A 23,044-nucleotide genomic window follows, 5' to 3' on the forward strand; every position below is an offset into this window, starting at 1 on the left:
CCGCCTACGGCGCCGGCGGTCATCGGCGGGCAAGCCCGGCCGCGCCGCGCCGCGATAGGCTTGCCGATACCGGGACCGCGACGGAACCGGGACGCCGAGACCACGACGCCAGGAGGTGAGACCCATTACCGCTGCCGCAGGACCGGGTGCTCGCCTCCGTGTCACCGAGGGTGTGTGAGGGAGCCCCGTTCGGAACCTCCGAAAGGCTCTCCCTTGTCGTTCTCCTTCGATGATCCCGCCGCATCTCGCTCCGCATCTCCTCCTCCTTCTCCTCTTTCTTCTCCTCCGTCCCTCCCTTCCCTCTCTTCAGTCTCTTCCCTCTCTTCCCTCCCTGCTTCCCGTTCTCTTCCCCTCGCCGCCGACATCGCCGCCGTCGTCGGCAGACTGCGCGCCGCGGGCTGTGTCTTCGCCGAGGACGAGGCCGGACTGCTGCTGTCCGCCGCCCGGACGCCCGCCGAACTCGCCGCCCTGGTGGAGCGGCGGGCCTGCGGCCATCCCCTGGAACACGTCCTCGGCTGGGCGGAGTTCTGCGGACTGCGGGTCGCCGTGGAGCCGGGGGTGTTCGTGCCCCGGCGGCGGACGGAGTTCCTCGTGCGCCAGGCGGTCCGCACCCGGCCGGACGCCGAAGTGGTCGTCGATCTGTGCTGCGGTTCGGGCGCCGTCGGGGCGGCGCTGGCAGCCTCGTTGCCCGGCTGCGGGGTCGAGCTGTACGCATCCGACATCGAGCCCGCCGCGGTGCGGTGCGCCCTGCGTAATCTGCCGGAAGGCGCAAGGGTTTTCGAGGGCGACCTGTTCGAGCCGCTGCCGGAGGTACTGCGCGGGCGCGTCGACATCCTCGCCGCGAACGTTCCGTACGTGCCGACCGGGGAAGTCGCTCTGCTGCCGGCCGAGGCCCGGGAGCACGAGCCGCTCGTCGCGCTCGACGGCGGCAGGGACGGACTCGACGTGCTGCGGCGGGTGACGGCGGAGGCGGGGGAGTGGCTGGCGCCGGGCGGGATCCTGCTGTTCGAGACGAGTGAGCGCCAGACCGCCGGTGCGCTGTCGGCGGTCGCGGACGGTGGACTCGCGCCGGGGGCGGACAGGTGCGACGAGCGGTATGCGACCGTCGTCGTGGGGACGAGGACCACCCGCTGAGGCCGGCCGCGCTCGGGGGATGGTTGCGCTGGTGAGCCTGTGCCTTGCTGCGGGGGCAGGAGAAGGGCGAGGCGGGTCGGCCGGGCCGGCCGGGGCGTGCCCGGGCGCCGACGGCGGGCCGCTTCTCATGCCGGTCTCATCGGGGCCTCAACTCGCCCTCACACCGCCTCCATGGCTTTCGCGCCATGTTCTTTGCGGGGAGCGGACCGGCCCGGTACGGAGGAAGGGGATGCGCCGCCGGCCGCCGGGTCAGCGGCGGAGCGCCTCGCGGAGGTGACCGCCTGCGTGCTTCAGGAGGTCCGCGGCCGTCGCGGCGTCGACGTCGGCGAGGAGCATCAGGATCGCCGTCTTCACCTCGCCGTCCGCCGCTGTCAGGGAGTTCTCGACGGCCTCGTCCGGGGCGCCGGTCGCCAGCGCCACGATCCGGCGCGACCGGGCGCGGAGCTTCTCGTTCGAGGCGCGCACGTCCACCATCAGGTTCCCGTAGGTCTTGCCCAGGCGGATCATGGTGATGGTCGAGATCATGTTGAGGACCAGCTTCTGGGCGGTGCCCGCCTTCAGCCGGGTCGATCCGGTGAGGAGTTCGGGACCGACGACCACCTCGATGCCGTGCTCGGCGGCCGCGGCCAGCGCGCTGCCCGCGTTGCAGGAGAGGCCGACGGTGAGCGCGCCGACCGCACGGGCGTGCTCGACGGCGCCGATCGCGTAGGGGGTTCGGCCCGAGGCGGAGATGCCGACCACGCTGTCGAGCGCGGTCAGGGTGAGACCGTCCAGATCGGCGGCGGCCAGCTCCCTGGAGTCCTCCGCGCCCTCCACGGCCTCCACCATCGCCGGCGGACCGCCCGCGATCAGGCCGACGACCTCGTCCGGGCCGGTGCTGAACGTCGGCGGGCACTCGCTCGCGTCCAGGACGCCGAGGCGGCCCGCGGTACCCGCGCCCGCGTACACCAGCCGCCCCCCTCGGGCCATGCGCCCGGCGATCGCGTCGATCGCGGCGGCGATCCCCGGAAGCTGTGCGGCCACGGCGTCGGGGACGGTCCGGTCCTCGCCGTTCATGACGCGGGCGATCTCGGCGGTCGGGAGCCGGTCGATGCCGGCCAGCTCGGGGCGGAACGCCTCGGTCGTGAGGTTGTCCAGCTGTGCGCGCAGTTCGGCCGGTCCAGGGGCGGAGGTCATGGGGCGGCTCTCCCGGGAGGTTCAGCGGGTGCGGGGGGTGCGGCGGTGGGCGAGGGCCTCGTACGAAGCGGCGAGGGCCGGCGCCGCCGTCTCGTAGGTGCGCTGCATGACGCCGATGAACAGGCAGTCGACGACCAGGAGCTGGCCCGTCCGCGAGGACATGGCGGCCGGGCGCAGGTCGGTCTCGCGTGCGGTGGAGGTCGTCAGCACGTGGTCTGCGTACTGGGACACCGGCCCGTCCGGCCGTCCGGTGATCGCGACGGTCGTCGCTCCGCGGCCGAACGCGACGCGCAGCGGTTCGATGACGTCGCCGGTCGACCCGGAGTGGCTGATCGCCACGGCCGCGTCGCCGGAGTGGAGCTGGACCGCGTTGGTGACCGCGAGATGGGGGTCGCCGTGCGCGTGGGCGACCAGCCCGATGCGCAGGAGCTTCTGGGCGAGGTCCTGGGCGACCAGGCCGGACGCTCCCACGCCGTAGACGTCGATACGGCCCGCGCCGGCGAGGGCCGCGACGGCGGCACCGAGCTGGACGGTGTCCAGGCCCGCGGCGGTGTCCGCCAGGGTCTGCTGCTCGTCGTGGGCGAGCTTCGTCACGACGTCGGCTATCGGGTCGTCCACCGCGATGTCCGCGGTGACCGCCGGTGCGCGGCCCGACTGCTGGTGTACGGCGAGGCCGGCGAGTGCCAGACGCAGATCGCGGTAGCCGGGGTAGCCGAGCAGCCGCGCGGTCCTGACGACCGTGGCCTCGCTGGTGCCGGTCAGCCTGGCGAGGCCGGTGACCGTGAGCGCCGCGCAGCCGGCCGGGTCGCCGGCGACGGCTTCGGCGACCCGCTGCATGGAGCGGGTCATGGACGGGGCGAGCGTGCGGACCTTCGAGGCGAGAGCAGCGGGTACGGGCGGGGCTCCGCCTCCGCCGGTTCCGGGACCTCCCGTCGCTGTGCCGCCGGCGGGCTGCGCGGCCGTCCCCGAGGTGCTGGACGGGGTGGGGTGGTCGGACCGTGCGGAGGTGCTGGACGGGGTGGGGTGGTCGGACCGTGCGGAGGTGCTGGACGGGGTGGGGTGGTCGGACCGTGCGGAGGTGCTGGACGGGGTGGGGTGGTCGGACCGTGTGGAGGTGCCGGACCGGCCCGTGGCGCCTGACCCGCCCGGAGCGGTCGAGCCGGGGCGGGTGCCGGCCTCCCGGGCGTTGAAAAAATTCTTCATCTCATTGCTCACATATGAAAGATATTTTCGCCTCTGGGGGCGGTCAACCCCTGGCGCTTGTGCCGCGCAGGGCCCCAGGGCTGGTCGCCCTGCGGACCGTCGGATCGGCGTGAAGGCCACCCACCCGCACGGGTGACAATGACGGTATGGACGGAGAACCACTTGAACAGGCGCTGCATGCCGCCCGCGCCCTCGTCCTCGCGGACCTCACCGCCAGTGACGTGGCGGACGCCGAGGTCGTCTCCCTCGTCGAGGAGGCGGTCGGGCAGCGCCGCTGGTGGGTCGGGCAGTGGCCGCAGGGCGCGGAGTACGTGGCCGGGCTGATCGCCCAGGACGTGCAGGACGCGCTGCTGGAGCGGTACGGGAGGTGGCCGCTGTGCCCGGTGTGCACCTCGGGGGAGCCGCACGCGCTCGACGTGGAACCCGAGTTGGGCCCTGACCCGCAGTGGGTGTGCGGCAAGGCGGGCGTCGCGGTCGCGCCGGTCGGCGGGCTGCGGTGACCCTCTACATCGACCCGCCGACCTGGCCGGGGCACGGGATGCTCTGGTCCCACCTGGTCAGCGACGTGTCGTTCGAGGAACTCCACCTCTTCGCCGGGTCGATCGGCTGCCCCGCCCGCGCCTTCGAGCGTGACCACTACGACGTGCCGGCCCACCGCTACGGGGACGCCGTGCGCGCGGGCGCGGTGGAGATCGGGTCGAAGGAACTGGTGGGGCGCCTCACCGAAGCGGGGCTGCGGCGGCGTAGGTACGGGGGCGGCGGGGGAGGCCGGTAAGGCCGGCCGGGCCGCGTCCTCGCCCTGTGGCCGGGCGGCCGTTCGTCCGCCCCCGGGCCGGGCCGCCCGCTCGCACTCACTCCCGCGGTCGCCGGGGATGCTCGCTCCATGGCCGCGCCGTCTGCCGGCGCTCCGGCGCTCCGGCGGTCCGGCGTCCGGCGGTCGGCGCGGTCCCGTGGTCGGTGGGCTCCGGCGGTCGGCGCGGCCGGTGAAGGGTGCCGGGTGCCGGGTGCGTCAGACCGTCTCGCAGCGCGTCGGGCCGGCCTGGTGGCCGTCCCGTCCGCCGCGGGCAGGGACGGCCACCAGGCCGGCCCTGGGCGCCGGGGCCTTCCCCCTGCGCTCGAACAGCAGGGCCAGCGCGACCAGTCCGAGGGCGCCGGTGGTCATCGCCGCGCCCGCCCACGCCGTGGCGGCGAAGCCGAGGCCCGCGTCGATGACCGTGCCGCCGAGCCAGGGCCCGCTGGTGTTGCCGAGGTTGAACGCGGCGGTGGTCGTCGCGGCGGCCAGCGTGGGGGCCGCGCCCGCGACGTTGAACATCCGGGCGTTCAGGGCGGGGGCGGTGAAGAACGACGCCACGCCGATCAGGAACGACAGGCCCACCGCCGCCACCGGCGACTCGGCGGTCACGGCCAGAACAGCCAGCAGCACCGTGGAGGCGGTGATTCCGCCGAGCATCACACCGAAGAGGTGGGCGTCGGCGATGCGGCCGCCGATCGCCGTGCCGAGCAGGGCGCCGATGCCGAAGAGGCCGAGGACGGTGGGCACCCAGCCTCCGCCGAGCCCCGCGACATCGGTGAGCAGCGGTGCCAGGTACGAGAACACGCAGAAGACGCCGCCCGCCGACAGCGCGGTGACCGCGACGGCGAGCCAGACCTGGCGGTCCCGGTAGATGGTCAGCTCGCGACGGAGCCGCGGCTTCTCCTCGGGCACCGGGATGGACGGGATCCTGGTCAGCACGCCCGCCAGGGCCACCGCCGACGCGGCGCCGACCGCCCAGAACGCCGAGCGCCAGCCGAGGTGCTCGCCCAGGAACGCACCGGCCGGGACGCCCAGGACGTTGGCGATCGACAGACCGCCGATCATCACGGCGATCGCACGGGCGCGCGAGCCGAAGGGCACCATCGCCACGGCCACCGCGGCGCCGACCGCCCAGAACCCGGCACAGGCGAGGGCGCTGACCACCCGGGACGCGAACAGCACCTCGTACGTCGGCGCAAGCGCCCCGGCGACCTGGCCCAACCCGAAGACGGTGAGCAGGGTGACGAGTGTGGCGCGGCGCGGTAGCCGCAGTGTCGCCACGGCGAGCAGCGGGGCGCCGACGACCATCCCGATGGCGAACGCGGAGATCAGCAGCCCCGCTTGGGGGATCGAGACGCCCATGTCCTCGGCGATGGGCGGCAGCAGCCCGGACAGCATGAACTCGCTGGTGCCGAGAGCGAAGACCGAGAGGCCGAGGATATAGACGGCCGACGGCAGGGGGGACGGCGCGTCGGCGGTGGCGGCGGACATGACAGTGCCCAACAGCCGGATGGCGCCTGTCATTCCCGGAGCCGGGAGCGTCCACACGGCGGGCGCGGCGTTCCGTACCGGACACCGGTCCCGTCTCCCTGCCCGCCGGTCCCGTCCCCGCCGCCCGCCGGTCCCGTCCCCGCCGGGCCCGGTGGCGGCGCCGGCCGTGCGGTGCGCCCCGCCGCGTCGTGGGCTCAGGCTCTCTGGAGGCGCTCCAGCTCTCCCGCCATGTTGCGCCGCGAAGCGCCCTCCCAGTGCCGCTGCCCGTACGGAGTGCGGAACAGTCTCGGCAGGCCGAGCAGACGGCGCAGGACATCGGACCGGCCCGCGCGGTAGACGTCGTCGGGGACGAATCCGTACTCCTCGCGCACGGCGGCGGCATACCTCGCGTACGCGTCCGCCGGCGAAGCGAGGATCGCCAGGTCGGCGTCGCAGAGGACCGTGCCGTTGGCGTCGTCGTCCCGGGCCGTGTGGTCCCGGGTGAGGAGTACCAGCCGGGACACCTCCTCGGTGCGCTCCCGGTCGACGCCGAGCTCGGTGAGGGTGCGTTCGGCGAGACGGGCGCTGCGCTCCTCGTTGGTGGAGCGCTGCGGCAGGTACACAGCGTCGTGGAACCATGCCGCCAGGCGTACGAGGTGGACGTCGTCCGCGTACTCGGCGAGCGCGTCTACCCGGTCCAGCACCGCGGCCAGGTGATCCGTGGTGTGGTACCTCCGCTGCGGCTCGGTCCAGCGCCTGAGCAGTTCGTCGGCGTAGCGGTCCGGTGCGGGCGAGGAGGCGTCCGGTGTGCGGCCGGTGGCCGCGGCCACGGTGGCGGCCCAGCGCCGGCGGAGGTCGTCGTGGGCGGGGTGGGGCGGAAGCGCGGGCATGGGCACATTGTCCGGCCGCCGGGAGACCGGCTGCCGACCGGGCCGGCACCCGGTCTCCCGGGACGGCCGGCCCGGCCGTCCCGTCGGCGGCGCCCTCCCAGTCCTGGGCGCAGCCGGCGGTGGCCTTTCCGCGGGGCGCACCCGGCGGCCTGCGGGGCGCAGCCGCAGGCGGTCGGGTGCGCCCCGGCCTGCGGTTTCCCCGCCCCGCTCCGTCCGGTGCTGCGCAGGACGGCTTCCGGTCCCGCTCCGCACAGAGTGCCGCCCGTCGGCTTCCGCTCCGGTGGGGCGCCGTCGCGGGCATGCTGGCGGAATGGGCATAACGGGTGATAATGGATAGCGCCTGCGTCTCACCCCTTGCGTGGAGGCTCACACCATGAACGCAGCGGTCATGGCCTCGCATGTGCCCACCACCGAGCTTGCGGCCCAGATCCTGGCCGCGATCGGTCCGCTCACCCTCGGGGTCGTGCTCATCGTCCTGCTCGGCGGCGCGATGTGGTGGGACGGGCGGCGGCGGTCCCGGCTGCGTGTCCCGAGCCCCGAGGAGCAGCCGAAGCGGGCCGACCGCCGGGAGCACATCGAGGAGGTCAGGGAGGCCGATGACGACGCCTTCCCCGACGACGGCAGCCGGCTCCTCCCCTACAACCTGAAGACCCACACCTCGCACACCACCGGCAAGGGGCCCGAGGCCCGGCCGAAGCACGGCAGCCGCAGTGGCGGGGCCTTCGGAAGCGGCAGCCTGGGCGGTTGAGCCCGCGGCTCCGCCGGCGGTACCGGCGCGTGCCTGCCGAGGGGCGCGCGGATGCGGTGTGGTGCGGGGGTTGTGGCATGCGCACGGGAGCGGTGGGGTGCGCGCGAGCCGGCGCCCGGGCGGTCGGTGTGTGCCGGGGCCGGTGCCCAGGGGATCCGGGGTCGGCGCTCGCTCGGGTGGATGCGGGGCGGATGCGGGGCGGATGGCTTGCGGGATGGGTATGGGTGGGGTGCAGACGTATGGGGTGCGGACGAGGCCGGCTCCGATAGGGGACGGGACCTGTTGTGGTGTCGACCGGTGGAGGACGAGCCGTGAGCACGCGTGCGCTCCTGGAGGTGATCGCCCTCGACGCAGCGGACGCGGCCGCCGCGCAGGCCGGGGGAGCGGACCGCGTCGAGCTGGTCAGCGACATGGCGGCGGATGGGCTCAGCCCGTCCCGGGAGGTCTTCGGCCGCGTCCGCGCGGCGGTGGACATCCCGCTGCGGGTGATGCTCCGGCTCGCGGACGGTTTCGGGGCGGGTGACGTCGACATGCTCGCCGGGGTGGCGGGTGGACTCCGGAGGGAAGGGGCGGACGAGTTCGTGCTCGGCTTCCTCGACGCGCACGGCGCCCTCGACCTCGTGGCGGTCGAGCGGCTGGTCGCCGAGATCGAGGGCTGCCGCTGGACGTTCCACCGGGCCATCGACCGCGCGGCCGACCGCGAGTCCCTGCGCAGGCAGCTCGCCGACCTGCCCGGCCTCGACACCTACCTCACCGCGGGGAGTGCGTCGGGCGTCGGCGACGGCCTGCCGGTGCTGCTGGCGGAGGCCGCGCGACGCGGCGAGCCCGGGTACGAGCCGCGGCTACTGGTCGGCGGCGGCCTTCGCCTCGACCACGTTCCGCCTCTCCGCGCGGCCGGTCTCGACGCGTTCCACATCGGCGGTGCGGCGAGGCCCGGCGGATGGGAGGCGCCGGTGGTCAGGGCCGCGGTGCGCGAGTGGCGCGAGGCGGTCGACGGGTAGGTCCTGCTCCCGGTCCTGCCCCCGGTCCTGCGGGCGGCCCGCCGGGGAGTGCGGGCCCGGGCACGGCGTCAGCCTCTGGGCTGATCAGCCCCGTTCCCCCCCAGTTGCCACGGCAGAGGCGACGAGTGCAGCACCGTCAGGCCCGAGACCGCCCGGGTCAGGGCCACGTACAGCCGCCGCAGCCCCGTGCGCTCGTCGGGCTCGGCCGCGACCACGGCCGCGGGGTCGTCGAGTACCACGTGGTCGTACTCGAGGCCCTTCGCGAGGGACGCCGGTACCAGGGTGAGGCGGGTGTCCCGGGTGGTCTCCTCTCCGGGGGCGAGGAACGGGACACCGGCGCCGGTCAGCGCGGACGCCAGCGCCGGCACCCGGGCGTCGGCGGCGATCAGGCCGGTCGAGCCCTCGTGCCGCAGCGCCGACAGGCACGCGGTGACCACGTCCCCGTCACCCCGCGAAGGGCGGATCCGCAGCGAGCCGGGGGACTCGCGCACCGACCGCACCTCCGTCAGACCGGGCGACATATGGGGCAGCAGCCGGGACGCGTACGCGATCACCTCGCGCGGCACCCGGAAACCCGCCGTCAGCTCCTCCACCACCGCGTCGGGCTTGCCCAGATGGGTCAGCGCCTCGGACCAACTCGCCGTCGCCCACGGGGTGGTGCCCTGTGCCAGGTCGCCGAGGACCGTGGCCGAGCCCGTCGTGCATCTGCGCCCCACCGCCCGGTACTGCATCGGCGACAGGTCCTGCGCCTCGTCGAGGACGACATGGCCGAGGGACGGTGTGCGTTCGACGAGGTCGTTCGCCTCGTCGATCAGCACCGCGTCCGCCGCGCTCCAGCGCGCCGAGCGGACCGAGCGCGGCGGCCGGGTCCACAGCACCGCCCGCTGCTCGTCCGCACTCAGCACCCCTTCGGCGTGCTCCGCCAGGAACTCCGGCTGCGACAGCAGGCGCAGCACCAGCTTCGCCGGGTCCACCTGCGGCCAGATCGCCTTCACCGCCGCCTTCACCGCCGCGCCGCGCGCCACCGCGTCCTGCACCCGGTCGTCGGGAGCCTCACCGGCCGCTTCCATCCGGAGCAGCACCGCGTGCGCGATGCGCTGCGGCAGCGCATCGCGGGCCGCGCCGTAGCGGATGTCGCGGTCCAGCAACTCCGCGACGATGTGCTGCAGTTCGTACGTGGGAACCCGCCACCGCCGGGAGCCGCGGACCACCACCACCGGCTCGGTGGGCGTCGTCACATGCGAACGGATCGCACGCCGCAGCACTCTCGCCATCCGGGCGTCGCCCTTGACCAGCGCCGCCGGGGGCTCGTCCGTGCCCCGCACCTCGACATGGGCCACGAGATCCGTGACGGTCGTCTGCTTGACCTCCAACTCGCCGAGGGCGGGCAGTACTTGCTCGATGTAGTGCAGGAAGGACCGGTTGGGCCCGACGACCAGCGTTCCGGTACGGGCCAGTCGCTCCCGGTGCGCGTACAGCAGGTACGCCACCCGGTGCAGCCCCACCGCGGTCTTCCCGGTGCCTGGCCCGCCCTGCACACACACCGTGCCCGTCAGGCCCGACCGCACGATCTCGTCCTGTTCGGGCTGGATCGTGGCCACGATGTCCCGCATCGGGCCCACGCGCGGGCGCTCGATCTCGGCCCGGAGCAGCGTGCCGGTGAGGTCCGCCGCGGCCGGGTCGGTGAGGTGCTCGTCCTCATATGCCGTCAGTTCGCCGCCCGTGTAGCCGAATCGGCGGCGCAGCCGCACGCCCATCGGATCCTTGCGGGAAGCCCGGTAGAACGGCTGGGAGACCGGCGCGCGCCAGTCGATCACCATGGGGTCGCCGCCGCCGTCGTGTACATGGCGTCGGCCGATGTAGAAGCGCTGCCCCTGCTGAGTGGTCCGCTGGTAGTCGAGCCGTCCGAAGAAGAGCGGGGTGTGGGCGAGGTCGGCGAGCGCCTTGATCCGCTCGCTGATCTGCGACTCCAGGACGGCGGCGTTCACCCAGTTCGCCGTGACGTCGCGGATGTCCAGGGCTTCGACGTCCTCGCGCATCTCGCGCAGGGCGGCGCGCGAGGCGGCCAGATGGGCCCGCTCACGGCGCAGCGGGTCGTGAGCCGGTGCCGCGGGTGCCGTCGGTGTCGGCGGTGCGGGGGGTGCCGGCGGTCCTGCCGGTGCGGGTGGTGCTGCGGGATGCGCCTGCGCCGGGGGTGCGGGAGCTGCTGCGGGCGCTTCCTGCGCGGGGGGTGTGGCGGGTGTGGCGGGTGTGGCGGGCCTGGGCACGGTGCTGCCTCCGGGAGTACGTTGGTGGTGGAGAAGACATGGCAGCGCACCCGGTTTCCGTCCGGGAGGCAGCACTCCCGCGAGGGAGGCGGGCAAGGCGGGCGATCCTACTCAGCCCGCCGTGCCGGGGCGAGTGGATTTCCAGGGGCAGGCCCGCCCCGTAGGGGAGGCCCTGCCTGGAGTCGTACGCGCTCCCGACCGGCGTTCAGCCCGCAGGCCGATGTGGTGCGCACACCCGGAAACCATGCTGGTCATATGAGTGCAGCCACCCTCACCCCGAAGTCCCTCCCCGGTCGCGGAGCCACCGCCACCGGGGCCCCGGAGCACCGCTCCCACCGTCTCGGCGACGCGCTGCGCGTGGTCAGGGTCTTCATCGTCACGGCCTTCAAGGTCGCGGTCCTCGGCGAGTACAGCGAGGAGGCCGGCGTCCGCGGGCGGCGCTGAGCGCCGCCCGCGGCACTCGGCCCGTCGCGTTCTCCTGCCTGCCGGCTGCCGGCTGCCGGTGTGCGCCGGAGAGCGCCGGTGAGGACGGGAGAGCGCTGGTGCGCGCGGTTGAGGGGCCGGTGCGGGACGGCGCGGGACGGCGCGGGACGGCGCGGTGCGGGACGGTGCCGTCGCGCACCGCCCCGGGCCTGCCTCAGCCCTCGGCCGACAGGTCGTCCGCGTCCACGATCCGGTATGCGTACCCCTGTTCCGCGAGGAAGCGCTGGCGGTGCGCCGCGAAGTCCTGGTCGATCGTGTCGCGGGCCACCACGGAGTAGAAGTGCGCCTTGTGGCCGTCCGCCTTCGGGCGCAGCACGCGACCGAGGCGCTGGGCCTCCTCCTGGCGGGAGCCGAAGGTGCCCGACACCTGGATGGCGATCGTCGCCTCCGGGAGGTCGATCGAGAAGTTGGCGACCTTGGAGACGACGAGCACGGAGATCTCGCCGTTCCGGAACGCGTCGAAGAGCTTCTCCCGCTGGGAGTTGGGCGTCTCGCCCTTGATGACGGGCGCGTCCAGGTGTTCGCCGAGTTCGTCGAGCTGGTCGATGTACTGGCCGATGACCAGGATCTGCTGGCCGGCATGCCTGCGGACGAGCGCTTCGGCGACCTTCCGCTTGGTGTCCGTCGTGGCGCAGAAGCGGTACTTCTCCTCGGTCTCCGCGGTCGCGTACGCGAGCCGCTCGGAGTCCGTCAGATTGACCCGGACCTCGACGCAGTCGGCGGGCGCGATGTACCCCTGAGCCTCGATCTCCTTCCAGGGCGCGTCGAACCGCTTCGGGCCGATGAGCGAGAAGACGTCCGACTCGCGGCCGTCCTCGCGCACGAGCGTCGCCGTCAGACCGAGCCGCCTGCGGGCCTGCAGGTCCGCGGTGAACTTGAAGACCGGTGCGGGCAGCAGGTGCACCTCGTCGTAGACGATCAGTCCCCAGTCGCGGGAGTCGAACAGCTCCAGATGCGGGTAGACGCCCTTCCGCCTGGTCGTGAGCACCTGGTACGTGGCGATGGTGACCGGCCGGATCTCCTTCTTCGCGCCGCTGTACTCGCCGACCTCCTCCTCGGTCAGCGAGGTGCGCCTGACCAGCTCGTGCTTCCACTGGCGGGCGGAGACGGTGTTGGTGACGAGGATCAGCGTGGTCGCCTTCGCCTGGGCCATCGCCCCGGCACCGACGAGGGTCTTGCCCGCGCCGCAGGGGAGCACGACGACACCCGAGCCGCCGTGCCAGAAGCCCTCGACGGCCTGCTTCTGGTACGGGCGCAGGGCCCAGCCGGACTCGTCCAGATCGATGCGGTGGGCCTCGCCGTCCACGTAACCGGCGAGGTCCTCGGCGGGCCAGCCGAGCTTCAGCAGCGTCTGCTTGATCTGGCCGCGCTCGGAGGGGTGCACGGCGACCGTGTCCGGGTCGAGCCGGGCGCCGACCAGCGGCTGGATCCGCTTGGAGCGCAGGACCTCCTCCAGCACGGGGCGGTCGGTCGTGGACAGCACCAGGCCGTGGGTGGGGTGCTTCACGAGCGTGAGACGGCCGTAGCGGGCCATCGTCTCGGCCACGTCGACGAGCAGCGCGTGCGGGACGGGGTAGCGGGAGAACTCGACCAGCGCGTCCACGACCTGCTCGGCGTCGTGTCCGGCCGCCCGCGCGTTCCACAGGCCGAGCGGGGTGACCCGGTAGGTGTGGATGTGCTCGGGGGCGCGCTCCAGCTCGGCGAAGGGGGCGATGGCACGGCGGCACGCGTCGGCCTGCTCGTGGTCGACCTCGAGCAGGAGGGTCTTGTCGCTCTGGACGATCAGGCAGGACACACATACCTCCGTGGATGGGATCGTCGGTGTGACAGGCACCACAGCTGCCACGTTCTGGGCCTTGCCCCGTCCGTCGCCCGAAGGGCGCCTCGGCGGGCGCGCCGGGAAGGCGCGCGGCCGTTCGAGTCCGCCTTTCGCGGCAAACAGAGAACTCTACCTCGCCGGAGCGTCTGCGTGCGGCCCGTGAGGAGCCGTGCACGGCCCGTGCCAGGCGGGTGGTGGGGGCGACCTGATCAGCGGGGACGTGCTGGACGGCACCGGAGAACGACCCGGCGAAAGGGTGGGGAAGAGCCTCGGAACGCCTGATCAGAGACACACACGTCATGGCCGCGCTCCCTGTACGGGTTATGGCGTCGGCCCCACGAAGCCGCCGCTCCGGCGTAGCTTCTGAGGCATGGCTACCGAGCACCTGGGCGACCGCATGGCCGGACTGCGCAGGCTGGCGGATCTCACACAGGAGGGACTGTCCGAGCGCTCCGGCGTCTCCGTGGACGTGATCCGGAAGCTGGAACAGCACCGGAAGCACAGCGCCCGCCTCCCCACACTCCACTCACTGGCCAAGGGGCTCGGCGTGGAGCTGACGGCCCTTCTGGGCGATCCTCCGGGCGTCCCCTCAAGCGGTGAGGCCGATCCGCCGCAACTCGTGGCAGTCCGGCGGGCGATCATGCCGCCGTTGTTCGCTCCGCCCGTTGAACCGGCGGGCGTGGAACGGCTGTCGCTGCCCGTTCTCCGGGCCGAACTCTCCGAAGGATGGACCCTGTACCACGCAGCGGAGTTCGGCCGTCTCATGGACGTACTGCCGGGCATTGTCGCTGACGCGCGCCTACTCGCCGGGGTGGGCAGCCCCGAGCAACGGGCAGCCGGTCAAGCGGCGCTCGGCAAGGCGCTGCAACTCGGCGGGCACCTTGCGATCCGGCTCGGCAAGACCGATCTCGCTCTGTCCGCGCTGGAGCGTGCTTTCGCCGCCGCCGAAGATTCTTCGGACCCGTTGCTCGCCCCGATGGTCTCGAACTCCGTCGCCTGGGCCTACCAGAGGCAAGCCCGCCTGGACGACGCCCGGAATCTCGCCGTGCACGCTGCGGACGGGGTGGAGCGGGAACACGCGGATACGTCCGAGGGAGTACGCGTGTGGGGAGGCTTGCTGATGTCTGCGGCCACGTCGTATGCCCGCAGCGACGACTACGAGACCGCCAACGACATGATGGTGACGGCCGAAAAGGCAGCCGGTCGTCTGGCGACGCTCCCGCCCCCCGCTGACGGAAAGCTGGTTTCGGTGTTCAGCCGGTCGTCGGTGCGTATCGAACGAGTGCGCCTCGCGGTCCAGCATGAGCGGCCCGAGGAAGCGTTGACGCTGGCCAAGGGTATAAGGCTGAGCAAGGACACCCCGCCCTCGTGGCGGACGTGGCTGCTCCTGGACGTAGCTCGTGCTCATACCGACGTAGGGGATGCTGCCGGGGCTGTGCGGGCTTTGGAGAGGCTGCGGCAGGTGGCCCCGGGGTGGGTGCGTCACCACACCTTGGCCGTGGCGATCGTCACCGACCTGTGGAACGGGCCGTCGCGCCCGCCGGGACTGCGCAAGCTGGCTGAGTTCCTGGGGGTCACCGTCTAAGGGCGTGAGAGTAGGACGTTCCGTCCCTGTGGATCTCGCGTGGCCAACAGGACGATCCCTGTATGAGCGAGCCGACGAACTTTCACACCACCCCGATCGAACTCCCCCTACGGCAGTGGGAGCCGGACCCCGCCCCCGTGGAAGGGGGCGCCGGTTGCGCCGAGTTGGCCGCCGTGCGCTCCCGCGCCCGTGCCGGGGGCGACATGACCACGGGGTCCGACTGCAATGTGTTCATGCGGCGGCACCCCGAGGGGCACTGATGGTGACCGCAGAGGACATCGGACGACGTGTGGCGGACGGTGCGGGACGGGTCGGCATCCTGCGTGACATGGTCCGGGCTATGAGGACCCCGTCGACCCGTCGACCCGTCGACCCGCCGGGCGATCGCCGGAGCGTCCCACGGCGTTCCCGTGGCCCGAATGGGATGGACGCGAGTGGCTGGTCCCACCCGACCACGCGACACGCGCGTAGCCCTCTCGGACCGCCGCCCCTGGAGATCGGGCGCTGCGAAGGCCGCGCGCCGGACCGCCGAAGGTCGCCCCCCCCGGTGGGTCAGGCATGACCCTGGGGCGGGAATCGCGCCGGCTGCCCGCCTGATGCACGCGGTCGCCGCGGGGCCTGGCGCGCACCCCCGGTGAGCCGTGCCCGGCAAGGGCGTTCAGGCCGGGTCGTCCGCCAGCTCGGCGGCGCCGGTGATCCGGTGCAGGGGGTAGGTGCGCACCTCGTCGGCGGTGTGGTCGTACGCGGTGACGAACCCGCCCTCGACGCGGACCGGCGCGATGACCCGCTGGCTCGCGGCGCCCTCGGCGTTGACGTATCCGATCCAGAGGGCGGAGCCGGTGAGCGCGGCCGCCTGCACGGTCGCGAGGGTCTCGGCCGCGGGGGTGCGGGGCAGTTCACCGGTGCCGGTGGTGTGCGCCGCGGGCTTGCGTACGGCCGTCGCGGCCTGGTCGCCCGCCCGGATCGCCCGCACCGCTGCGGCGAGCAGGGTGTCGTCCGGTACCGGCGGCCCGTCCGGAACGGGAGCCGGCGGGGTGCGGCGCGGGGTGCGGTGGGAGCCGGCGCGGGTGATCAGCACATCCCCCTCGGCGGACTCCGCGGCCGGTGCATACCCCAGGGACCGCAGCCCTTCGAGCAGCGCGGCGGGGTCCGCCTGGGCGGCGACCACGGTGGGGGCGAGCCGGCGCATCCTCAGGCCCTGCGAGCGCCGGTCGGCCAGGATCTCGTCGAGCAGCGCGATGTCGTCGCAGCGGACGTAGGCGGAGGCGGCCCCGATGCGCAGATGCCCGTGCTTGCGTGCCACGTCGTCGATGAGGTAGCTGAGCGGCTGGGGCACCGGGGTGCGGCTGTGCCCGGCGAGGAAGGCGTGCAGGTCCGCCGCGGTCTGCCCGGCGTCCAGGGCGCGCCGTACGGACGCCGGGGTAAACCGGTAGACCGTCGCGCCACCCTTCGACTCCACGTCCGCGAGGACGCCGAGCGCCTCCGCGAGCGGGCGCTCCAGCGGGCCCGGTGCGACGGCGGTGAGATCGGCCTGGAGGAGGACGTGGTCGAGCGGTTCGGGCAGCAGCGGCGCGATCACCTCGGCGGCGAGCGCGGCCCGCGCGGCGAGACTCTGGACGGACGGCGGCGCGGCGGAGGTGCTCTGGACGGACGGCGGCGCGGCGAGACTCTGGACGGCCGGCGGCGCGGCGGGATCGCGGCCGGCGGCCCCGGCGGCCGCACCGGAAGCCGTCTCGGGAACGGCCGGGCCGGTCAGGAGGGCGCGGGCCGCGGTGGCGAGCGCTCCTCGCCCGGTCAGCCCCAGCAGCTCCGCCTCCCTCAGGGTCCAGCCGGCGAGACGGGAGCGTGGATCGGAGTGCTCACGAGTGCCCGGACCGGACGCCGGGGTGCGGACCGGGCGCTCCCAGCGGAGCCGGGCGAGGACCGTGCCGGGGTCCGGGGCCGCGCCCGCGGGCAGCTCGGCCAGCAGGGCCAGCACTCGGTGACGCACCTCGGCGGCGGCGCCCCGGTCCAGGTCCGGGCCGAGCGCCGCGACCGTCCGGCCCTTGGCGTCCTGCTCGCCGACCAGTCCCGGCGTCCGGGTGGCGGTGAGCCAGGCGGTCGCGAGGGCCGTCCACCGCGAGGCGGCGGGCAGGTCCAGCCACTCGTCGTAGGCGGGCGTCGGCGCGAACCGCTCATCGGCTTCCGCGTCGGAGGCCAGCAGTCCGGCCACGTAGGCCAGTTCCAGCCAGAAGGCGGCGATCTGCTCGGAGACGTCGAGGGCCGCTGCGGTTCTCCTGAGGTCCCGGACGCTCAGACCGCCGGCTCTCAGCACCGCCGGCCCGCCCGTCCGCCAGCCCTTCAGCAGCTCCTCGACGGTGGCGAGCGCGGTGTGTGCCTGTCCCGCGGCCGTGCTGTCCACCGTGTGCGGGCGGTGTTCGGCCGCGATCCGGATCTCCGGTGCCAGCGGCTCGGGCTCGCGGTGCACCCGCCCGCCGCGCAGATACAGCGCCACCTCGCGCGGCAGCACGACCGTACGCGGTGAGGAGGGCAGCAGCAGTCCCCGGTCCCGCAGCCACTGCACCGGGGTCGGGTCCGCCGTGCCCGAGGAGCCGCCCGGTGGGCCCACCGTCCCGTACGGCGGCCCCCACACCAGCCGGTCGAGCACCGCGAGGGCCCCCGCCGGAGCCGTGTCCAGCAGCGCCGCCATCCGCTCCCGGTCGGTGAACAGCGCGGTCAGCGACTCCACGGCCGACACCGGGTCATGGGTCGTCGGCAGTCCCGCCGCGGCGAGGATCTCCTGCAGTCTGCCCGGTGACATTCCCGCGGTGGCCTCGGCGACCGTCGGGCCGAGACCGGTGGGGGAGGGGTGCTGGGGGGAAGGGGCGAGCAGTTCGCGCGCGGTCCGCACCAGCCGCAGCCGGTCGTCGCCACCCCAGACCAGGGCCTGCTCTCGCAGCCGGCCGAGTGCCCGCGGGAGCGCGGCCTCGACCGCCGGGTCGTTGCCGTTGCCGTTGCCGTTGCCGTCGCCGCTCAGCAGCGCGAGCAGCGTCCCATACGAGGTGGGTTCCACGGCCACGGCCAGGGCCTGGGCGGTCTGCTGGGCGAACCGGTCGAGCCGCTCCAGCGCCCTGACGACGGAAGCCCTGGTGCCGGCGCGGGTGGCGAGCTGCGTCAGATCGCCCGGCAGGGGGTTCAGCAGATCCGGGCGGGCGCGGAGCAGTGCGGCCAGAGCCCCGTCGCCGCGTCCGCGCAGCGCCTGGGCGAGGGTACGGGGTGGTCCGGCGGAGCCGTCGGGGGTGTCCGAGCCGCTCTGGGCTTCGGCTGCGGTGCGGGCGTCCCGGTCGCCCTGGGCGTGCGCGTGCGCGTCCCCGCCGCCGTGCGGGTGCCCCGGCGCAGCCGCCGCGGCCCCCTCCGCCTCATGCGCGGGCTGTCCTGCCGGTGTCCCTTCGGACGTTCCTGCGGGCACGTGCGCCTCCCGATCGAGCTCACCGGTCCCCATCCGCCCCACGTTAGCCCCTGCCCAGGCACTAACGTCAGGACCGGACGCCGGGACGGGCGCGCTGTGGAGGGACACCGTGGGGATCGAGAGCGATCAGCTTGTCTTCGACTACCTGAGCCGGGTCGGCGATGTGGCGCAGCAACGCCAGTTGCCGTCCGGCACCAGAATGCGGCTCGTGTCGTCGCTGCGTAGCGAGATCGACCGCCAGCGGGCCGCGTACGGCACCGACAGTCCGGCGGCCGTCCAGCGCATCATCGGACGCCTGGGTACGCCGGACGAGGTGGTGAACGGCGCGGACTCCGGAACGGAACCACGCGACCGGCGCCGCCTCCCGGAAGCCGGGACGGAGGCCCCGGCGCGCGCCGCCGAGACGGCCCCCGCGTCGGTGCCGGAACCGCGGTCCGCCGTGCCGGATGCCGACACCCGGTGGATGTCCTTCGGTCCCGCCGCATCCCCAGCGGGTCCGGGCGCCGGGGAACCCGACTGGTGGCGGATCGACAGCGGGCGGCCGCAGGGCGCGGGCTTCGGCGCGTTCGTCGGCGGGGTGGAGATCCCGGAGCTGCTGCGCCATCGCCGCACGGACGAGGAAGGCGGGCGAGGGCGGGACAGCACCGCAGAAGAGCCCCGCAAGGACGGGGTACCGCGGCGCGGGTCGCGTCCGCGTCTGCGGCGCGGTAGGGGGGCGGGCGCTGCCGGAGGTGCGGGAGGCGCGGGAGGTGCGGGAGGTCCGGCAGGGGCGGGAGGTACGGAGGGTGCTGCTGCGGCGCCCCCGGCCGCACCGGCGAGCGGAGCCGTCCGCTGGGCGCTCGGCAACCCCATGCTGCTGTTCGCCGCGACGCTGCTCGCCGTGGGCGCGGTCCTGGGGTCGCTGGTGGCGCTGGCCGGCGGCTGGTTCCTCGCGTACGCCACCCGCACCCTGTCCCGTGCCGAGGCGAAATGGGCGGTCCTCGGTATCCCGGGCCTCGTGGCCACGAGCGCGGCGGTGTGGATCTGGGGCCGTATCGAGGGCCGCTGGGGAGACCCGGTGGCCCCGGGCAGCGAGGCGATGGGAGAGGCCCTGACCGGTGCCTGGCCGTGGGTCGTCCGGGGCGCGGCGGTGGCGTCCGCCCTCTTCCTTCTCTGGCGCGCCCGGCGCCGCTGACCTCTTGGCCCGGTGCGGACCGGTTCCGCCTGGTTCGCTCTGGTTCGTTCTGCCTCGGCCGCCGGCGCGCGTCCCCGCCGTGCCGGCCGGTGCCCGGCGCTCCCCGCGCCGGCATGCGCCCTCGCCGCGCCGGCCGGCACCGAGCCCGCGGCGACTCCTCCGGGAGGGCGCCGCGCGCGGCCGACCCCGTGCCGCCGCTCCGCTGCCAACGGGCCAGGGCCGCGCGATCGCGGGCCTGCGGCCGGGTGCCCCGCCGCAGAGCCAGAGCCGGAAGGAGCGAGACCGAGAGCTAGACCGATGGCGCGGGCGGTGCGGGCGGCGCGGGCTGGCGTGCCTGGCGGCGCTGCGCCGCGATCGACCGGAGCACACCGATTCCGGCGATCAGGAAGCCGACGCCCATCAGCATGCTCACCAGGTACGCGGCAGTCGGGAACGGCTCGGTTCCGAGGAACAGCGGGGCCACGGTGACGAGAGTGGCCACCGTGCCGATGATGAAGACGATCGCACCGACCCGGACGAGCCCGTCGCCGGGGCCGGCCGAATCCGCAAGGGTTTCATGAGTCACTCGACCAGGGTAGTTCCCGGCGCGTGGGAACCACCGGGGACGCCCTGTCAGCGGCCCCCGGACCATGAGCCCTGCGAGGCCACCGCCCCCGCGTCCGACGCCTCGGATGGCCGTCGAGTGGCAGCGCGGCGTGATGCGGCGCCGTACAAGGGCTGCCCCGCGTTCCCCCGGTGACTCGGCGCGCGGCGTCAGATGCGGTGCATCGCCCGGCGGAGGGTCGTCCTCGTACCGGGTGCACTCGGGCGATTCGGCAGCGCGGCGAGGTAGCCGTGGCTGTCGTCGTGCGCCCGCCGGGGATGGCGGGACAGACCTGAGGCTCTCCGTACCCGTCCGGCCTTCTGGCGGGGGAGGCGGAGGGTGCGTACGTCTCAGGCCCCTGAGTCCCTTCATGCGACCCGGGCTTGGACGCCGGCTCACGTCCCGTGCGCTCATCCTCTGAACTCGAGGCTACGGGCGAGAAGCAGGGGGAGAGGAAGGATTCCCTTTCGGGGCGGCCCGGTTTTTCGAGTGCCTGAGGCTTCCCGCGGTGCATGGCGCGACTGCGCGGAAGAACCGCCCTCGGGCCCCGGTGGAATCGGCGGAAAGGTTGACCGTGCCGCCTTCCCGGAGGCTTTCCAACGAAGGCTCGAGTGTCGTGAAGGTTGCGGCGAAACAGGGAATCAGCCGTTCAACGGCCCTCCACGGCGCGGCAGAAGCTCCGGGGAAGCCAAGGAGGCGCAGAGCTGAACCCACACACTTCCCTCACGCGTCCGAGCCTCTATCGCGCCACTCCAGGGGCGTAGCGGCGCAGTCCCGTTTTAAGGCGTGTTCGGCTGGAGAGACCCCCGGTAAGGTGGCATGACGGCTAGTTCAAGGGCGCCCGGGTCAGTCCGGCGAGTGATCGAGGGAGTGTGTGCTTTGCCGACTGGCAAGGTCAAGTGGTTCAACAGTGAGAAGGGCTTCGGCTTTCTCTCCCGTGACGACGGCGGTGACGTCTTCGTCCACTCTTCGGTACTCCCCGACGGAGTCGACTCCCTGAAGCCCGGTCAGCGGGTCGAGTTCGGCGTCGTCGCAGGACAGCGCGGTGACCAGGCACTCTCGGTCACGGTCCTCGACCCGACCCCGTCCGTGGCCGCGGCGCAGCGCCGTAAGCCGGACGAGCTGGCGTCGATCGTGCAGGACCTGACGACCCTGCTGGAGAACGTCACGCCGCAGCTGGAGCGCGGCCGCTACCCGGACAAGGCCCACGGCAAGAAGATCGCGGGTCTGCTGCGCGCGGTCGCCGACCAGCTCGACGTCTGAACTGCCGGGGCGCGCCGCCCCGCGGGCCTTGCGGCGAGGCTGCCCGACCGGGTCGCGGCTCCGGCCGGAGGCGTCGTCGCTCCGGCCGGAAGGACCCCACCGGCCGGAAGGGCCGTCCGGAACGGCCTGCGGTGCTGTTCCTCCGGCGCCGATCGCGCGTCGGCGCGGCCGCGGACGGAACTGCGCGGTGTGCGCGGTGTGCGCGGTGGCGGCGGTGGCGCGGTGCAGGCGGGACCTCGGGCACTCAGGCGCCTTGCCCGTCTGCCCGTCCGGCTGTCTGCCCGTCCGGCTGTCTGCCCGTCCGGCTGTCTGCCCGTCCGGCCGTCCGGCCGTCCGGCCGGCCGGACGGGCAGACGAAGGACAGCGCCTCGCGGCCGAGGGGAGGTACAAGCCCCTCGGCCGCGGCTCGTGTGAGCAGGCCGCGGACGGCCGAGTAGCCCGCCTCGCCGAGGTCGGCCGTGAACTCGTTGACGTAGAGCCCGATGTGCTGGTCGGCGACCGCCGGGTCCATCTCCTGGGCGTGTTCCCGCACATACGGACGGGACACCTCCGGGTCGTCCCAGGCCATACGGACGGATGTGCGGGCGGAGTCGGCCAGCACGCGCAGCAGCTCCGGGCCCAGTGCCCGCCTGGCGATGATCGCGCCGAGCGGGATCGGCAGCCCGGTCGTGGCCTCCCAGTGCTCACCCATGTCAGCGAGGCAGTGCAGGCCGTACTTCGGATAGGTGAACCGTGCCTCGTGGATCACGAGTCCGGCGTCCACCCTGCCGTCCCGCACGGCCGGCATGATCTCGTGGAACGGCAGCACGACGACCCTGCCGACCCCGTCCGGCAGCACGTCCGCCGCCCACAGCCGGAACAGCAGATACGCCGTCGACCTCTCACCGGGCACGGCGACCGTCGCGCGGCTCAGGTCCGTGCCCGGCCCACGCGTGAGCACGAGCGGGCCGCACCCCCGGCCCAGCGCACCGCCGCAGGGCAGCAGCGCGTACTCGTCGAGCACATACGGGAGCACCGCGTACGAGACCTTCAGCACGTCGCACTCGCCCCGCTCCGCCATGCCGTTGGTGACGTCGATGTCCGCGAGCGTGACGTCGAGGCGCGGGGCGCCCGGGATCCGCCCGTGTGCCCAGGCGTCGAAGACGAAGGTGTCGTTCGGGCAGGGGGAGTAGGCGATCGTGATGTTGCTCATCGGACCTCTTCCTCAAGGACGGGGCTCAGCAGGCGGAACGCGTCCCGCAGTGCCTCCAGGGCTTCGCCGATGCGCCAGGAGGGCCGGTCGCGGGGGCCGACGGTGTTGGACACGGCGCGGATCTCGGCCACGGGAACGCCGTGCCGCACCGCGGCTTCGGCGACCCCGAAGCCCTCCATCGCCTCGGCGGCGGCCCGGGGGTGGCGTGCGGTCAACTCGGCTGCCCGGTCGGCGGTGCCGGTGACGGTCGAGACGGTGAGGACGGGCGCGTGTACCGCGTCCAGGGCCTCCGCGATCCGCTTCGACAGCGCGGCGGGCCGGTGCGCGGAACGGCCGAACCCGAGTTCCTCCACCGTCAGATGGCCGTCCGGTGTCTGTGCGCCCAGGTCGGCCGCGACGATCGCATCGGCGACGACGATCGAGCCGAGCGGGGCGATGTCCGCGAAACCGCCGCCGATCCCGGCGGAGAAGACCAGGTCGTACCCGGGAGTGCCGGGTGCGGAGGCCGCTGCGGCCGCGGCGGCTGCGGCCGTCAGCGCGGTGGCCGCCGCCGCGGCAGCCGCGGCGGGACCGGCGCCTCCGACCAGGACGTCCACCGTCGCTGTGGCTGTGGCTGTGGCTGTGGCTGTGGATGTCGAGTGGCGGCCCGTTCCCCGGCCCGCGTGGCAGCGGAGCAGGGTGTGACCGCCCGGAACGCGGTGGCTGGTCACGGGGCCGTTGGGGGAGAGCCCGGCGGTGACGGAGTCGGCCTCCGCCGGCACCGCGGTGACGACGAGTACGCGCATGGCATGGCCTTCGGGGGGTGCCGTCCGGCC

19 protein-coding genes and 1 pseudogene are annotated in these 23,044 nt (G+C 73.9%); 10 read left to right on the forward strand and 10 right to left on the reverse strand.

Annotated features, from left to right (window positions below; translation table 11 throughout):
- The first annotated feature begins 363 nt into the window (after positions 1 to 363).
- Positions 364 to 1,134, forward strand: coding sequence for a putative protein N(5)-glutamine methyltransferase (locus tag SCWH03_RS14425; protein WP_216854750.1), 771 nt, complete (start codon positions 364 to 366; stop codon positions 1,132 to 1,134).
- Between the two features lie 249 nt (positions 1,135 to 1,383).
- Here the strand turns inward: SCWH03_RS14425 and murQ are convergent, their stop codons facing one another.
- Complete coding sequence (murQ, locus tag SCWH03_RS14430) at positions 1,384 to 2,310, reverse strand: N-acetylmuramic acid 6-phosphate etherase (RefSeq protein ID WP_173264636.1); 927 nt, start codon at positions 2,308 to 2,310, stop codon at positions 1,384 to 1,386.
- A 21-nt stretch (positions 2,311 to 2,331) separates the two neighbouring features.
- A pseudogene (locus tag SCWH03_RS14435) lies at positions 2,332 to 3,219 on the reverse strand (MurR/RpiR family transcriptional regulator); the annotation flags it as partial.
- Between the two features lie 440 nt (positions 3,220 to 3,659).
- Between SCWH03_RS14435 and SCWH03_RS14440 the strand changes: the two are divergent.
- Complete coding sequence (locus SCWH03_RS14440; RefSeq protein ID WP_173264637.1) at positions 3,660 to 4,013, forward strand: DUF8819 family protein; 354 nt, start codon at positions 3,660 to 3,662, stop codon at positions 4,011 to 4,013.
- Positions 4,010 to 4,288 (forward strand): DUF4031 domain-containing protein, encoded by a 279-nt coding sequence (locus tag SCWH03_RS14445; RefSeq protein WP_173264638.1) that lies wholly within the window; start codon positions 4,010 to 4,012, stop codon positions 4,286 to 4,288. Before SCWH03_RS14440 ends, SCWH03_RS14445 begins: the two co-directional genes overlap by 4 nt.
- Positions 4,289 to 4,522: 234 nt before the next feature.
- Here the strand turns inward: SCWH03_RS14445 and SCWH03_RS14450 are convergent, their stop codons facing one another.
- The gene (locus SCWH03_RS14450) at positions 4,523 to 5,764 is read right to left on the reverse strand and encodes a Cmx/CmrA family chloramphenicol efflux MFS transporter (RefSeq protein WP_254076768.1); all 1,242 of its coding nucleotides are present in this window, start codon (positions 5,762 to 5,764) and stop codon (positions 4,523 to 4,525) included.
- A gap of 227 nt (positions 5,765 to 5,991) precedes the next feature.
- Positions 5,992 to 6,666: an HD domain-containing protein gene (locus SCWH03_RS14455; protein ID WP_173264639.1), complete on the reverse strand. Its 675-nt coding sequence runs from the start codon at positions 6,664 to 6,666 to the stop codon at positions 5,992 to 5,994.
- Positions 6,667 to 7,039: 373 nt separating this feature from the next.
- Between SCWH03_RS14455 and SCWH03_RS14460 the strand changes: the two genes are divergently transcribed.
- Both SCWH03_RS14460 and SCWH03_RS14465 read left to right on the forward strand, forming a co-directional pair.
- Positions 7,040 to 7,414, forward strand: coding sequence for a DUF6479 family protein (locus tag SCWH03_RS14460; RefSeq protein ID WP_173264640.1), 375 nt, complete (start codon positions 7,040 to 7,042; stop codon positions 7,412 to 7,414).
- Between the two features lie 311 nt (positions 7,415 to 7,725).
- Positions 7,726 to 8,415, forward strand: a complete 690-nt coding sequence (locus tag SCWH03_RS14465) for a copper homeostasis protein CutC (protein ID WP_173264641.1) — start codon at positions 7,726 to 7,728, stop codon at positions 8,413 to 8,415.
- A gap of 68 nt (positions 8,416 to 8,483) precedes the next feature.
- Here SCWH03_RS14465 and SCWH03_RS14470 read toward each other — a convergent pair whose 3' ends face one another.
- Positions 8,484 to 10,505, reverse strand: a complete 2,022-nt coding sequence (locus tag SCWH03_RS14470) for a HelD family protein (protein WP_173264743.1) — start codon at positions 10,503 to 10,505, stop codon at positions 8,484 to 8,486.
- A 432-nt stretch (positions 10,506 to 10,937) separates the two neighbouring features.
- Here SCWH03_RS14470 and SCWH03_RS14475 point away from each other — a divergent pair, with 432 nt between their 5' ends.
- On the forward strand, positions 10,938 to 11,126 hold the full coding sequence (locus SCWH03_RS14475; RefSeq protein ID WP_173264642.1) for a hypothetical protein: 189 nt from the start codon (positions 10,938 to 10,940) through the stop codon (positions 11,124 to 11,126).
- Positions 11,127 to 11,319: 193 nt separating this feature from the next.
- Here the strand turns inward: SCWH03_RS14475 and SCWH03_RS14480 are convergent, their stop codons facing one another.
- Positions 11,320 to 12,960, reverse strand: a complete 1,641-nt coding sequence (locus tag SCWH03_RS14480; protein WP_173264643.1) for a DNA repair helicase XPB — start codon at positions 12,958 to 12,960, stop codon at positions 11,320 to 11,322.
- A 394-nt stretch (positions 12,961 to 13,354) separates the two neighbouring features.
- On the opposite strand from SCWH03_RS14480, the gene SCWH03_RS14485 reads away from it, so the two are divergent.
- Complete coding sequence (locus tag SCWH03_RS14485) at positions 13,355 to 14,569, forward strand: helix-turn-helix domain-containing protein (RefSeq protein WP_173264644.1); 1,215 nt, start codon at positions 13,355 to 13,357, stop codon at positions 14,567 to 14,569.
- Between the two features lie 62 nt (positions 14,570 to 14,631).
- Positions 14,632 to 14,829, forward strand: coding sequence for a hypothetical protein (locus SCWH03_RS14490; protein ID WP_173264645.1), 198 nt, complete (start codon positions 14,632 to 14,634; stop codon positions 14,827 to 14,829).
- A gap of 398 nt (positions 14,830 to 15,227) precedes the next feature.
- Here the strand turns inward: SCWH03_RS14490 and SCWH03_RS14495 are convergent, their stop codons facing one another.
- Positions 15,228 to 18,050, reverse strand: coding sequence for a helicase-associated domain-containing protein (locus SCWH03_RS14495; protein WP_173264646.1), 2,823 nt, complete (start codon positions 18,048 to 18,050; stop codon positions 15,228 to 15,230).
- Positions 18,051 to 18,126: 76 nt separating this feature from the next.
- Between SCWH03_RS14495 and SCWH03_RS14500 the strand changes: the two genes are divergently transcribed.
- Positions 18,127 to 19,191, forward strand: a complete 1,065-nt coding sequence (locus SCWH03_RS14500) for a hypothetical protein (protein WP_173264647.1) — start codon at positions 18,127 to 18,129, stop codon at positions 19,189 to 19,191.
- A gap of 289 nt (positions 19,192 to 19,480) precedes the next feature.
- Here the strand turns inward: SCWH03_RS14500 and SCWH03_RS14505 are convergent, their stop codons facing one another.
- A complete protein-coding gene (locus SCWH03_RS14505) occupies positions 19,481 to 19,756 on the reverse strand; it encodes a hypothetical protein (protein ID WP_173264648.1) in 276 nt (91 codons plus the stop codon).
- 897 nt (positions 19,757 to 20,653) lie between these two features.
- Between SCWH03_RS14505 and SCWH03_RS29625 the strand changes: the two genes are divergently transcribed.
- Complete coding sequence (locus SCWH03_RS29625; protein WP_173264649.1) at positions 20,654 to 21,037, forward strand: cold-shock protein; 384 nt, start codon at positions 20,654 to 20,656, stop codon at positions 21,035 to 21,037.
- Between the two features lie 244 nt (positions 21,038 to 21,281).
- Here the strand turns inward: SCWH03_RS29625 and SCWH03_RS14515 are convergent, their stop codons facing one another.
- Both SCWH03_RS14515 and SCWH03_RS14520 read right to left on the reverse strand, forming a co-directional pair.
- A complete protein-coding gene (locus SCWH03_RS14515; RefSeq protein ID WP_254076759.1) occupies positions 21,282 to 22,229 on the reverse strand; it encodes a 1,4-dihydroxy-6-naphtoate synthase in 948 nt (315 codons plus the stop codon).
- Positions 22,226 to 23,014 (reverse strand): futalosine hydrolase, encoded by a 789-nt coding sequence (locus tag SCWH03_RS14520; RefSeq protein ID WP_173264650.1) that lies wholly within the window; start codon positions 23,012 to 23,014, stop codon positions 22,226 to 22,228. Before SCWH03_RS14520 ends, SCWH03_RS14515 begins: the two co-directional genes overlap by 4 nt.
- Between the last annotated feature and the right edge of the window lie 30 nt (positions 23,015 to 23,044).

Origin of the sequence: Streptomyces pacificus, assembly GCF_011766325.1 — a bacterium.
Classification (GTDB): Bacteria; Actinomycetota; Actinomycetes; order Streptomycetales; family Streptomycetaceae; genus Streptomyces; species Streptomyces pacificus.